At 64.1% G+C, this 12,726-nt stretch carries 11 protein-coding genes; all 11 read right to left on the reverse strand.

Annotation, left to right across the window (positions count from 1 at the left end; translation table 11 throughout):
* Positions 1-12 precede the first annotated feature (12 nt).
* The 11 genes from HALZIN_RS0106235 to HALZIN_RS0106285 all read right to left on the reverse strand — a co-directional run bounded on the left by HALZIN_RS0106235 (position 13) and on the right by HALZIN_RS0106285 (position 12,676).
* Positions 13-1,695 (reverse strand): DUF3141 domain-containing protein, encoded by a 1,683-nt coding sequence (locus HALZIN_RS0106235; protein ID WP_031383373.1) that lies wholly within the window; start codon positions 1,693-1,695, stop codon positions 13-15.
* A 2-nt stretch (positions 1,696-1,697) separates the two neighbouring features.
* Complete coding sequence (locus HALZIN_RS0106240; RefSeq protein WP_268871172.1) at positions 1,698-4,091, reverse strand: copper-transporting P-type ATPase; 2,394 nt, start codon at positions 4,089-4,091, stop codon at positions 1,698-1,700.
* A gap of 89 nt (positions 4,092-4,180) precedes the next feature.
* Positions 4,181-4,435 (reverse strand): SHOCT domain-containing protein, encoded by a 255-nt coding sequence (locus HALZIN_RS0106245; protein ID WP_051907413.1) that lies wholly within the window; start codon positions 4,433-4,435, stop codon positions 4,181-4,183.
* Positions 4,436-4,733: 298 nt separating this feature from the next.
* Positions 4,734-5,045, reverse strand: a complete 312-nt coding sequence (locus HALZIN_RS0106250) for an alcohol dehydrogenase catalytic domain-containing protein (protein WP_031383376.1) — start codon at positions 5,043-5,045, stop codon at positions 4,734-4,736.
* 259 nt (positions 5,046-5,304) lie between these two features.
* Entirely contained in the window at positions 5,305-5,493 is a 189-nt protein-coding gene (locus HALZIN_RS18670; RefSeq protein WP_422723634.1) for a molybdopterin-binding domain-containing protein, read from the reverse strand.
* 200 nt (positions 5,494-5,693) lie between these two features.
* Positions 5,694-6,509: a peptidylprolyl isomerase gene (locus tag HALZIN_RS0106260; protein WP_031383377.1), complete on the reverse strand. Its 816-nt coding sequence runs from the start codon at positions 6,507-6,509 to the stop codon at positions 5,694-5,696.
* A 71-nt stretch (positions 6,510-6,580) separates the two neighbouring features.
* Positions 6,581-7,258: a respiratory nitrate reductase subunit gamma gene (gene narI / locus HALZIN_RS0106265; RefSeq protein ID WP_031383378.1), complete on the reverse strand. Its 678-nt coding sequence runs from the start codon at positions 7,256-7,258 to the stop codon at positions 6,581-6,583.
* A gap of 17 nt (positions 7,259-7,275) precedes the next feature.
* Positions 7,276-8,013, reverse strand: coding sequence for a nitrate reductase molybdenum cofactor assembly chaperone (narJ, locus tag HALZIN_RS0106270; protein ID WP_031383379.1), 738 nt, complete (start codon positions 8,011-8,013; stop codon positions 7,276-7,278).
* Positions 8,006-9,634, reverse strand: a complete 1,629-nt coding sequence (gene narH, locus HALZIN_RS0106275) for a nitrate reductase subunit beta (protein ID WP_035575194.1) — start codon at positions 9,632-9,634, stop codon at positions 8,006-8,008. Before narH ends, narJ begins: the two co-directional genes overlap by 8 nt.
* 223 nt (positions 9,635-9,857) lie before the next feature.
* Entirely contained in the window at positions 9,858-11,255 is a 1,398-nt protein-coding gene (locus HALZIN_RS0106280; RefSeq protein ID WP_031383381.1) for a NarK family nitrate/nitrite MFS transporter, read from the reverse strand.
* Positions 11,256-11,323: 68 nt separating this feature from the next.
* Positions 11,324-12,676 carry an MFS transporter gene (locus tag HALZIN_RS0106285; protein ID WP_051907414.1) on the reverse strand — a complete coding sequence of 451 codons (1,353 nt, stop codon included), beginning with the start codon at positions 12,674-12,676 and terminating at the stop codon, positions 11,324-11,326.
* Positions 12,677-12,726: the final 50 nt, after the last annotated feature.

The following is a 12,726-nucleotide window of genomic DNA, read 5'->3' on the forward strand; positions in this document are numbered from 1 at the left end:
CAAGCGGCGCTGTTAGTGTTCCTCGCCACCGGGCCATGACCCACCATAAAATCCGGTGAAAAGCAGTTCACTGAAGCCATCGCGCGCTGTGCCGGCCAGTTCCAAGGTCGAGGTGATCGCATCGCTCGTCAGCGTTTCCCACTGGCGATACATATTTCGCCCCTCGACAGAGACGCTTTCCGGTGGGGCCATATCGGAAAGCCACTTCACGCTGCCCATCCAGGGCGCGAAGCGCTCCGAGAACATCAGCCGGCTGGTCCGTGCCGGATGCAGTTGACGCAGTACCTCGGCCGACCAGGGGGTGGTATACAACCGCACCCAGGGCCCGACGAAGGTCTCATAGAGGGACACATTGTGCTCGGAGCGCGCGCGCACTCGCTCGAACGCCGGTGCCTGAGAAGGGTAATCCAGGTCCTCCACCCGGCGCTCCTCGAAATGCACCCGGAACTGTGGCTTGTGGCAGTCGGGGTCGCCGGTGGGGTTGTCGATGCGCAGCTCGTAGAGGCCAGGGGCCAGGTCATTCAGCTCTGTGAGGCTCTCGAGGATCGCTCGGTGCTCGAGACGCGCGACCCTGGCGGAAACGAAGATCCCCAGGTGCCCGACGTGGGGGTTGAGCAGGTAGACGATGCGCTGGTCCGCGGCCTTCAAGGCCTCGGTGCTCGGGTACACCGCCGGAAGCCAGTTGAGCGCCTGATGGGGCGGGGTGATGTTGTCACCGCCGGAGGCGAAGATCACCAGGGGGTTGCGGATGCGCTTGAGATCGACGGTGCAGCCCGGGCAGAGCTCGAACTCGCCACGCTCGATCTGGTTGCCGATAAAGAGATTCTCGACGATGGCGGTGATCTCTTCCTTGCTCAGGCTATAGAAGCCCGTCCACCAACGCTCGAACCCCAGAAATCGCTCGCGCTGTCCCTCGATATCGGCGAATAGCTGATAGTCCTTCTTCCACAAGGTGTTCGCCGGCTTGAGGGTCTCGAAGTTGGTGGCCAGGTTCGCGCCATCGAAGCGCCCGTCACCCAGGTCCGCCAACAGATGAGTGAGCCAGGCGCCGCCCAGCAGACCGCCGGCGAGGCGCATGGGGTTGACGCCGGATTCGCCGGACCAGTAGGACAGCGGCGAGCCGTTGAGTACCGCCGGCCCGACCAGGCCCTCGCAGTCGGCACTGAGCAGGGCGATGGCCCAGCCCGCCTGGCAATTGCCGTAGAGTACCGGCGGTTTGCCGGGGTGGTGCTTGGCCAGCGTCTCGACGAAGCGTCGCAGGACGTGCAACACGTCCTCCAGCGTCTGGCCGGGGACGGGCTCGGGGAAGAAGATCACGAAGTAGACCGGGTGGCCTTCGTGGAGCGCCATGCCGACCTCGGAGTCGCGCTTGAAGCCGCCGATGCCCGGGCCATGGCCGGCGCGCGGGTCGACGATCATCACCGGCGGTTTGCTGGCGTCGAGGCAGTCTTCCAGACAGTCCTCGCCGACCCGGGTGATACGCAGCAGGGCATAGTTGGCGGGGCGTTCCAGCCGCCGGCCGTCCAGGATCATTTCATAGTCGAAGTCGAGCAGCGGTGGCTTGCCGGCCTGCTCATGCTCGAGCATGTTGTCCGCGCGCTCACGCAGCGTGTCCAGGTAGCGCAGGCCGCGCCACCACAGGTTGGCTTGGTAGGTGAACAGTTCCAACGGCGGAAAAAGCGTCGCATCATTCATGCTCAAATCCTCACCCGGCGCAGGCGCAATGAATTCATTACCACGGACAGCGAGGAGGCGCTCATCGCGAAGGCGGCGAAGATCGGCCCGATCAGGATGCCGAAAAACGGATAGAGGATCCCGGCAGCGATCGGTACGCCGGCCCCGTTATAGATCAGCGCGAAGAACAGGTTCTGCTTGATGTTGCGCATGGTGGCCAGCGACAGCTTGCGGGCGCGTACGATGCCGTCGAGGTTGCCCTTGACCAGCGTGAAGCCGGCGCTTTCGATCGCCACGTCGGCGCCGGTGCCCATGGCGATGCCCACATCGGCCTGGGCCAGGGCGGGAGCGTCGTTCACCCCGTCGCCCGCCATGGCCACCTTGCGGCCTTGTTCCTGCAATTCGCGGATGATGCGGGCCTTGTCCTCGGGCAGCACGTCGGCGCGGATCTCGTCGATACCCAGTCGCCCGGCCACCGCCTTGGCCGTCCGCTCGTTGTCGCCGGTGGCCATGATGATGCGAAAGCCAAGTTTGTGCAGCGCCTTCAGGGCCTCGGGGGTGGTCTCCTTCACCGGGTCGGCGACGCTGACCAGGCCGGCGATCTGGCCATCGAGCACGACGAACATCACCGTTTCGCCTTCATCGCGGCGGGCGTTCGCGGTCTCGGAGATCCGGCCGCCATCGAGGCCCAGTTCGGCCATCAGCTTGGCGTTACCGAGGGCCACCGACTTGCCGTCCACGACCCCCTTGACGCCCATGCCAGTCACGGCTTCGAAATCGGTGGCATCGGCGAGGGACACGCCGCGCTCCTCGGCGCCGGCGACGATGGCCTCGGCCAGTGGGTGCTCGGAGCCTTTCTCGAGGCTGGCCGCCAGGCGCAACACCTCGGCCTCGTCATGCCCTTCCTCGGGCAGCACCGCCACCAGCTTCGGCTTGCCTTCGGTCAGGGTGCCGGTCTTGTCGACCATCAGCGTATCGACCTTGGCGAAACGTTCCAGCGCCTCGGCATTCTTGATCAGTACGCCGGCCTGCGCGCCGCGCCCGGTGGCCGTCATGATCGACATCGGCGTGGCCAGGCCCAGCGCACAGGGGCAGGCGATGATCAGCACCGCCACCGCCGAGACCAGCGCATAGGACAGCGCCGGCGCCGGCCCCCAGATCGCCCAGGCGATGAAGGAGAGGATGGCGACGCCGATCACCGCGGGCACGAACTTGCCCGCCACCTTGTCGGCGAATTTCTGGATCGGTGCGCGGCTGCGCTGGGCGGCAGCCACCATCTCGACGATCTGGCTGAGCATGGTGTCGGCGCCGATGCGGGTGGCTTCCATGACCAGGCTGCCGGTGCCGTTGATCGTGGCCCCCGTGACCTGGTCGCCTTGGACCTTCTCCACCGGTACCGGCTCGCCGGAGATCATCGACTCGTCGATCGAGGAGCGGCCCTCGACCACCACGCCGTCCACCGGTACCTTGTCGCCGGGGCGCACCCGCAGGTGATCGCCGACCTGCACGTCTTCCAGCGGTATCTCCTCTTCGCTGCCGTCGGGCCGGATCACCCGGGCGGTCTTGGCGGCCATGTCCATCAGCGCGCGGATCGCCTTGCCGGTGCCTTCACGGGCGCGCAACTCCATCACCTGACCCAGCAGTACCAGGGTGACGATCACCGCCGCGGCCTCGAAATAGACGCCGACGGTGCCGTCTTCCCGGCGAAAGCCGTCGGGGAAGACGCCCGGCAACAGCACCGCCACGATGCTGAACAGATAGGCCGCGCCGACCCCCATGCCGATCAGGCTGAACATGTTGAGGTTCATGGTGCGGAAGGAGTTGTAGCCGCGCACGAAGAACGGCCAGCCCGACCACAGGATCACCGGCGTGCTGAGCACCAGCTCGATCCACATCGCGTTGCGTTCACCGAAGAAGTCGCGAATGGCCCCGAGGCCCAGGTAGGGGCTCATCGTCAGTACCAGCACCGGGACCGTGAGAACGACCGCGACCCAGAAACGTCGGGTGAAATCCACCAGTTCGGGGTTCGGCCCCTCATCGCCGACCGCTGCCGACTCAAGCTCCAGCCCCATGCCGCACAGCGGGCAGGCACCGGGCTGGATCTGCCGCACCTCGGGGTGCATGGGGCAGGTGTAGACGGCCTCGGCATGCCCGGCCGGCACCTTGTCGTACTTACCGCCGTGGGCCGGCGCGGAGGCCCCATGACCATGCCCGTCATGCGTCTGCGAGTCGTCGCTGCCCACGGGCACGAGGTGCATGCCGCACTTGGGGCAATCATCCGGCTGGTCGGAGACGACCTCCGGGTGCATCGGGCAGGTGTACTGGGAAGCGTCTTGATCGCTGGCCCCGGCATCTGTGCTTTCATTCCGCCTGCCGTGATGCGATTGTTCACGCTGGTTGATGTGCTGCTGAGTCATGAGGTTGTCTCCATCACCGTCATTGGCTGAGGTGTCTCAGGGCCTTCCTTTCCGCGAGCAAGGGATGCCATGGTGCCTGTGCAGGATTGTCACTGCCGCAGATCGCGTCTGCATTGCTCGTATTCTTCACGGTCGATCTCGCCGCGGGCGTAGCGTTCTTGAAGAATGTTCAAGGCTGTAGGCCGCTGCTGAGAAGGGGGCACTCCCCGGCCTCGGGTCAGGCTCCGTACCAGGAGAATGATCAAGGCAATGACGATGCCCCAGAACAAGACCATCATGAGCCCACCGAAGAGCATGTGCCCCCAGCCGTAACGTCCCATATCTGCCGTCAATTCGCCCCACATGGTCGGATCTCCTTTATGTACTGAATCGAATTACCCGGGCTGATGACAGGATAAAACCTGTAGGTTGCCCAATGGTCAAGCTGGGCAGGCCAGGACATCGCTCAATGTTTCGACTTGCATTGCTGTCTCCCACTTGAAGTCAATCACCCGTTTTCAAACACATGTCCTACGGAAGCGTCCCGGTCGCTAGCAATGTCCTTGATAACCCAATAGACGGTTCAGTGTGCTGAGCGTTACAGTACGTTCGGCTTTTGCGGAGTATTAACTTTGCCTTGCCTGGCCATCGCTCGTCGACTTTTCAGTCGAAGCCTAAGTAAGGGCCCGACGCCTGGAATGGTCTAACACTAGTGATGCAGGAGATAAGCACCTGATCGCCCGGCTTGAGACTGCTGAGGCTATCGCCCACCTCCTCGATGGCGCCTATCCCCTCGTGGCCCAGGGTACGGCCGGCTTCAACTGCGGGGACATCGCCTTTCAGGATATGCAGGTCGGTTCCGCAGATGGTGGTATGCGTCAACCGAACGATAGCATCCGTGGGTTTTTCGATACCGGGGCGGGGCTTGTCCTTCCAGCTTCGTTGGCCCGCTCCTGCGTAGACAAGCGCTTTCATCGGTCTGGTACTCCTGTTGACGGCCTGAAACGTGGCCGGTTACCACCATGAGTATAGCTGTAGCGCGCCGACAGGGACTGATCGATATCAAGCTTGATGCAGTACACGCAGCGGAAATCGCAGCGATCGGTCACGGTAAGGCGCAGGTAGCGGATATGACGGCCGAAGTCACCCACTAATGTAGCCATGTTTCACCTTCGATTGGACGGGGAGCGATGCGTCAGACGGTGAATTAGCAGGCCGGGGGGAGGGTATCGCTTCATGCTTGCCGCTCCGCGGCGGCTCGCGGCTCGCGGCTGCCACAGGGCGAGACCTCGGGGCGCACCATGGCGACGAAATTGCAGGGCCGGGCGCGTGCGTCGAGCTGTGCGGCAAGGATACCGTCCCAGGCGGTGACGCAGGCCTTGGGCGAACCCGGCAGGGCGAACACCAGGGTGCGGTTGGCCACGCCGCCGACGGCTCGCGACTGGATCGTCGAGGCGCCGATATCGCCATGCGAGAGTTACCGGAACAGCTCGCCGAAACGCTCGATGGGCTTGTCGAACAGCGACACGAAGGGCGCGTCGGCAGAAACGTGGGCCATGGAATTCTCCTCGACCACCCGCGGGTGGCGGCAATGTGACGTTACGCAACGCGTCTGTGAATGGCTTACTGCATCAGGGCGCCGGCGCTCTCGTCGTCCAGCGCCACGCCGCTGACGCCCAGGCGCGCTTCCAGCGCCAGCAGGTAGTGACGCAGGGCGCGGCGTGTGGCTTGCTCGCGCAGGGTGTGACGTACCCGCTCGGAGGCATCCGCGTAGGGCAGGGTGTGGCCGCCCTCGCGGCAATCGATGCTCACCACGTGCCAGCCGTAGCGCGAGGCCAGCGGCCGGTCGTGCAATCCTTCGGGCAGGCGCTGCAAGGCGCGGTCCAGCTCGGCCACGGTCTGTCCCGGCGTTAGCCAGCCCAGTTCGCCACCGTTGTCCTTCGAGGGGCAGGCGGAGTGGCGCTGGGCGGACTCGGTGAAGCGCTCGGGAACCGCCTGCAACTCGGCGATGAGTGTCCCGCCCAGGCGATACTGCCGGTCGCGAGCCTCGGCATCGTCCGGCGCGGCAGCCAGCAGGATATGGCGAACAGCCATTCGAACCGGCTCGCAGAAGCGCTCGGCGTTGGCCTCGAAGTAGCGTCGGCAGTCGGCCTCGCCGGGCTCGGGAACGTCCAGTTCCGCGTCCAGCAGGGCGGCCAGGGCCGTTTCTTCATTCTCCTCGACGTCCCGGCCCAGTTCGTTACAGCGTTGGCGCAGCAACTCGCGCACCACCAGCGCACGGGCGGCCTCGAGCTGGGCCGCTTCCACGGAATCGGCCTGGTGGTACTGCATTTCCTGGGCAATCTCTTCGGCGGGTATGTTCACGTTGCCGACCCATACCGGTGGTACGGCCATCGTCTGCGCGTTGGCGGGCAGGCTTTCGAGCGGAATCAGTTGCACGATAATCACACCTCACAAGGAAGCTGGGCTGCGAAGGCCAGGCCAACACGGCCTGGCCGTACAGGGCGGGCTCAGGCCCGGCGGCGCACGATCTGATAACGGCGACCTAGATAACCCAGCGGGGCGCTCCATACGTGCACCAGGCGGGTGAACGGGAAAACCAGCACGATGGTCAGCCCCACCAGGATGTGCAGCTTGTAGATCAGCCCGACCCCGGCGAGATACTCGGCGGCGCCGCCCTGGAAGAACACGATGGCCTGGGACCAGCGGGCGAGCTCGAGCATCACGCTGCCGTCCAGGTGGCCCAGCGCCGGGATGATGGTGAGCAGCCCCAGGATCACCTGCACCACCAGCAGCAGGATGATGACGCCGTCCATCGGGCCCGACGAGGCCTTGACCCGCGGGTTGGTCAGGCGCCGCCAGGCCAGCATGCCCCCGCCGACCAGGCACATCGCCCCGGCGATGCCGCCCACCACGATGGCGACCATCTGCTTGGCGCCGGCGCTGATGAACGGCGCATAGACCCAGTGCGGAGTCAACAGGCCGATCAGATGGCCGAAGAAGAGCACGATGATGCCGATGTGGAACAGATTGCTGGCCAGGCGCATCCTGCGCTTGGAGAGCATCTGGCTGGAGCCGGTCTTCCAGGTGTACTGACCATGGTCGAAGCGCAGCAGGGAGCCCGCTAGAAAGATGGTTCCGGCGACGTAGGGATACAGGCCGAACAGCAGTTCATTGAGATAGTTCATGACGGCGGATTCCTGAATTAGTGACCCGGAGCGGCGTTGACGGTGGGGGGTATGATACGGATCGGCACGTCTGCCTGGGTCTGATGCTTGAGTTCCGCCCGGCGACGACCGGTGGCGGATTGCAGCGCGCAATCCTCGTCGGACGTGGCATTGAAGCGCACGGCTTCCTCTTCCCATACCGCGTCGAGGGCGGCGGGAGTGTCGTCGCGCGCTTCCTTCTTGACGGCCTCGGCGTGCTCTTCGATGGCGGTGTCGGCACCGAGCATGGCCAGCAGCGCGGTGGGCACCAGGGCGTAATCGGACTCACGCTCGCGAAGCCGGGCGGCGAGCAGGCCCAGGATGTGAGCGATGTCGCTCAGTTGCCGGGCAATGTCGGTTTCGTCGCGGGTCGACAGGTACTCGAGGAATACTGGCAGATAGTCCGGCAACTCGCGGGCGCTGAGTTCGAAACCGGCCTGGCGATACTGATCGAGCAGGTCGACCATGGCCTGGCCGCGGTCGCGGGATTCGCCGTGAACGTGTTCGAACAGCAGCAGCGAGGTCGAGCGGCCCTTGTCGAACAGCGCCACGTAGTCGGCCTGAAGATCGAGCAGATCGCTGCTGGCGATACGCCTGATCCAGCCATACAGCGCGACGCGCTGCGGATGGCTCAGGTGATCCTCGTCGGCGATGACGCTGTGCATTTCAGTAGCGGCCTGCTGGAGTTCCCGGGTGGGGTAGTCGAGCAGGCGGGCAAGGACGATCAGGCTACGCATTGGGCTCTTCCTCCGACGCGGGACGTTTCGGGGCCGGTGTCGGCGTGAAGTGGTTGACGGCATCGGGCGTGGCCGGCAGCGCGGGTTCGTCATCGCGATGGGTCATCGGCTTGACCAATGTGGCGGTGTGCTTGCGGGCACCGAACAGGCTGGCGTCGCTGTCGCCGCCGTGGCAGCCGTTGCCGAACGAGAAGCCGCAGCCGCCGCGTTCGGGGAAGGCTTCGCGGGCCTGCTCGCGATGACTGGTGGGGATCACGAAGCGATCCTCGTAGTTGGCGATGGCCAGGTAGCGGTACATCTCTTCGACCTGAGCTTCGCTCAGGCCCACGGCGTCGAGCACTTCCTCGGCCTTGTAGCCGTCGACCTGCTGGGCGCGCTTGTACAGACGCATCGCCATCAGACGCTTGAGCGCCAGCACCACCGGCTCCTCCTCGCCGGCGGTGAGCAGGTTGGCGAGGTAGCGCACCGGGATGCGCAGCGACTCGATGTCGGGCAGCACGCCGTCGCTCTCGATGTGCCCGGCCTCGGCGGCGGACTGGATCGGCGAGAGCGGCGGCACGTACCACACCATCGGCAGGGTGCGGTATTCCGGGTGCAGCGGTAACGCCAGGCCCCAATCCATGGCCAGCTTGTAGACCGGCGAGGCCTGAGCGGCCTTGATCACGTTCTCGGGGATGCCATCGCGCTTGGCCTGGGCGATCACTTCGGGGTCGGAGGGGTCGAGAAAGATCTCGCGCTGGCGGTGGTACAGGTCACGCTCGTCGGGGGACGACGCCACTTCCTGGATACGGTCGGCGTCGTAGAGCAGCACGCCGAGATAGCGAATACGACCCACGCAGGTCTCGGAGCAGATCGTCGGCATGCCGGACTCGATGCGCGGGTAGCAGAAGATGCACTTCTCGGACTTGCCGGTCTTCCAGTTGTAATAGATTTTCTTGTACGGGCAGCCCGAGATGCACATGCGCCAGCCGCGGCACTTGTCCTGGTCGATCAGCACGATGCCGTCTTCCTCGCGCTTGTAGATCGCGCCACTCGGGCACGCCGCCACGCACGTCGGGTTGAGACAGTGCTCGCACAGGCGCGGCAGGTACATCATGAAGGTGTTCTCGAACTGGCCGTAGATATCGGCCTGGACCTGCTCGAAGTTGTTGTCCTTGCGGCGCTTGGAAAACTCGGTGCCGAGGATCTCTTCCCAGTTGGGGCCCCATTCGATCTTGTTCATGCGCTGCCCCGTAATGGCGCTGCGCGGGCGCGCCACCGGCTGGTGCTTGCTTTCGCCGGCCTGGTGCAGGTGCTGGTAGTCGAAGTCGAACGGCTCGTAGTAGTCGTCGATCTCGGGCAGGTCGGGGTTGGCGAACAGCTTGGCCAGTACCCGGTAGCGGCCGCCGATACGCGGCTGGATGGAGCCGTTCTTGTTGCGCAGCCAGCCGCCTTTCCACTTCTTCTGGTTCTCCCACTCCTTGGGGTAGCCGACGCCGGGCTTGGTCTCGACGTTGTTGAACCAGGCGTACTCGACGCCTTCGCGGCTGGTCCAGACGTTCTTGCAGGTCACCGAGCAGGTGTGGCAGCCGATACACTTGTCGAGGTTGAGGACCATGCCCACCTGTGAGCGAATTTTCATATCACGGTCTCCGCGGTAGTTGTGTCTTCAACCAGTCGGCAGCGTTGCAAGGGGCAGGCGTGTCCGCCGGTTCAGGCCGCTGCACGATGTTTCTCTGGACCATTGAAGCGTCTTTTCGAAAGCCACTTTGGGGCTTTTGGCGAGTCAAGTTTTTGACTCGAATCAAGTCATGGCGCCGCCGCTCGGCGCCGGAGCGCTGCTTCAGTCATGCGGTCGAGCTGGATCAGCAGGGCGTCTCGGCATTCCTGCGGGTGTAATAGAACCAGGTCAGGCCCATGCAGAGCGCGTAAAAGGCGATGAAGCCGTAGAGTGCCGATTCCGCTCCGCCGGTCAACGCGATGGAGCTGCCGAAGGTCTTGGGGATGAAAAAGGCACCGTAGGCGGCGATCGCCGAGGTGAAGCCGATGGTTGCCGCGGATTCCTTGTCGCTCTGCTGACGCTGCGCTGTGCTATTCAGTGACGGCATCAGGCGCGCCACCTCCTGACGGAAGATCTCGGGGATCATCTGGAAGGTGCTGGCGTTGCCCACCCCGGTAAAGAAGAACAGCAGCAGGAACATGGCGAAGAAGCCCCAGAACGCGCCAGGCTGGTCCTTGATGCCGAGGAAGAACAGCACCCCGGCGACACCGGCGATCATCCCCGCGAACACCCACAGCGTGACCCGAGCGCCGCCGAAACGATCCGAGACCCAGCCGGTGCCGGCACGCGACAGCGCCCCCACCAGCGGCCCCAGGAAGGCGAACTTGAGCACGTCGACCTCGGGGAACTGGTTGGATGCCAGCAGCGGGAAGCCGGCGGAATAGCCGATGAAACTGCCGAAGGTGCCGGTATAGAGCATGCACATCAGCCAGCTGTGCTTGCGTTTGAAGATGACTGACTGATCCTTGAACGAGGAGCGCGCGCTGGCGATGTCGTTCATGCCGAACCAGGCGGCCGCGGTACCGAGCAGGATGAACGGTACCCAGATGAAGCCGGCGTTCTGCAACCACAGGCGCTGACTGTCCCCCAGCGTCTGCGGCTCGCCGCCCAGCGCACCGAAGATCCCGGCGGTGATCACCAGCGGCACCACGAACTGCATGACGCTGACGCCCAGGTTGCCGAGTCCGGCATTGAGCGCCAGGGCATTGCCCTTCTCGCGCTTGGGATAGAAAAACGAGATGTTGGCCATGCTGGAGGCGAAGTTACCGCCGCCGAGTCCGCACAGTAATGCCACGATCAGCATGACCAGATAGGGGGTGTCCGGGTTTTGCACCGCAAAGCCGATCCACAGCGCCGGAAGCGCCAGCGAAGCGGTGGACAGCGCGGTAAAACGTCGGCCGCCGACGATCGGCACCATGAAGCTGTAGAAGATGCGCAGCGTGGCGCCGGACAGGCCCGGCAGCGCGGCCAGCCAGAACAACTGATTGGAGGTGTAGCCGAACCCCACCTGGGGCAGTTTGGCGACCACCACCGACCAGACCATCCATACGCAAAAGGCCAGCAGTAGACAGAAAATGGAAATCCACAGATTGCGCTTGGCGATGGCCTTGCCGCCGCGCTCCCAGAATTCGGCATCCTCAGGGCGCCAGTCGGTGAGCACCCGCGGGTGCTCACCTTTGTGTAGCGTGTTGTCCATGGACATGCTCGTCATCTCCTGATGGGTGCTTGTGACGACCGGGGCCCGGTGCCCCGGCTGTACCGTTGGCGTGGTTAGGCTCGGGCATCCGTCTCCCCGGTCTTGCGGTGGTTTCCGTCCGTCGAGTACTGAGCTTCCGGCAGGTACCGATAGCGCTTTTCGGAGAGCTCGGGGATGTGCCGGCGCTCCATGCGCCGGATCGCCACGTGCATCCAGACCAGGGAAACGGCGACGAGCACGAACATCACCATGTAAGAGGTGGTCCAGACGCCCGTGAGGTCGAGCACGATCCCGAAGGTGATGGGCAGGAAAAAGCCGCCTAGACCGCCGATCATGCCCACCAGGTCTCCGACGGAGCCGACGTGATTCGGGTAGTAGACGGGGATGTGCTTGTAGACGGCCGCCTTGCCCAGGGACATGAAGAAACCGAGCAGCACCGTCAGCACTACCACGCCCCACAGCGGCATCGCCAAGCTGAACTCGATCAGGCCTTCCTTGCCCTGAACAGCGTATCGCGTCTCCGGGTAGGCGAGCAGGAACAGGCAAATCAGCGAGACAATGAAGGTCAGATACATGACCGCGCGGGCGCCGAAGCGATCTGAGAGGTAGCCGCCAAAGGCCCGGAACACGCTTGCCGGCAGCGAATATAGCGCCGTGAGAGTACCGGCGACCGCGATGCTCACATCGTAAGCGCCAACGTAGTAGCGCGGCAGGTAGGAGGCGAGGGCGACGAAGCCGCCAAACACGAAGAAGTAGTAGAGCGCGAAACGCCATACCTGGGGATGACGCAAAGGCTCGAGTTGGGTGAGCGCGGAAGTGCCACGGACGCCGGCACGGCGACGGGCCATCGTCATCGGGTCTTCCTGGGTGAATACCCAGAAAACCACCGCCATGATCGCCAGGACCACGGCGTAGATCACCGCAGTGCGTTCCCAGCCGAGAGCGATCAGCAAAAACGGGGCGCCGAAATTGGTGATCGCCGCCCCCACGTTGCCGGCGCCGAAGATTCCCAGCGCGGTGCCTTGGCGCTCTTCCTCGAACCAGTAGGAGGTGTAGGCAATCCCCACGATGAACGATCCGCCCGCCAGACCCACACCGAGGGCGGCGATCAGGAACATCCAGTAGGTCTCCACGTAGGAGAGCAGGAATACGCACACCGAGGTCACGAGCATGAGGATGCTGAATACCCGGCGGCCACCGAGCTGTTCGGTCCAGATGCCGAGGAAGATCCGGCTGATGGAGCCAGTCAGCACAGGGGTTGCGACCAGGATGCCGAACTCCGTCTCGCTGAGGCCGAGATCCTGCTTGATCCTCACGCCGATAATCGAAAAAATCGTCCATACCGCAAAGCACACGGTGAACGCTAAGGTACTCAGTGCCAGTGCCCGGTATTGATCGGGCCTCGTTACGCCTTCCAGGTTCTTCATGATGGCTTTCCTGTCACGAGTGAAATGATCGAGCGGGAGTCAGGGTGGGC

The sequence above is a fragment of the Halomonas zincidurans B6 genome (assembly GCF_000731955.1).
GTDB classification, from domain to species: domain Bacteria; phylum Pseudomonadota; class Gammaproteobacteria; order Pseudomonadales; family Halomonadaceae; genus Modicisalibacter; species Modicisalibacter zincidurans.

Excerpts from the sequence above, each read along its gene's own strand:
- HALZIN_RS0106235 (WP_031383373.1), bottom strand. The coding sequence starts at position 1,695 with ATGAATGATGCGACGCTTTTTCCGCCGTTGGAACTGTTCACCTACCAA.
- HALZIN_RS0106240 (WP_268871172.1), bottom strand. The coding sequence starts at position 4,091 with ATGACTCAGCAGCACATCAACCAGCGTGAACAATCGCATCACGGCAGG.
- HALZIN_RS0106245 (WP_051907413.1), bottom strand. The coding sequence starts at position 4,435 with ATGTGGGGCGAATTGACGGCAGATATGGGACGTTACGGCTGGGGGCAC.
- HALZIN_RS0106250 (WP_031383376.1), bottom strand. The coding sequence starts at position 5,045 with ATGAAAGCGCTTGTCTACGCAGGAGCGGGCCAACGAAGCTGGAAGGAC.
- narI (WP_031383378.1), bottom strand. The coding sequence starts at position 7,258 with ATGAACTATCTCAATGAACTGCTGTTCGGCCTGTATCCCTACGTCGCC.
- narJ (WP_031383379.1), bottom strand. The coding sequence starts at position 8,013 with ATGCGTAGCCTGATCGTCCTTGCCCGCCTGCTCGACTACCCCACCCGG.
- narH (WP_035575194.1), bottom strand. The coding sequence starts at position 9,634 with ATGAAAATTCGCTCACAGGTGGGCATGGTCCTCAACCTCGACAAGTGT.
- HALZIN_RS0106280 (WP_031383381.1), bottom strand. The coding sequence starts at position 11,255 with ATGTCCATGGACAACACGCTACACAAAGGTGAGCACCCGCGGGTGCTC.
- HALZIN_RS0106285 (WP_051907414.1), bottom strand. The coding sequence starts at position 12,676 with ATGAAGAACCTGGAAGGCGTAACGAGGCCCGATCAATACCGGGCACTG.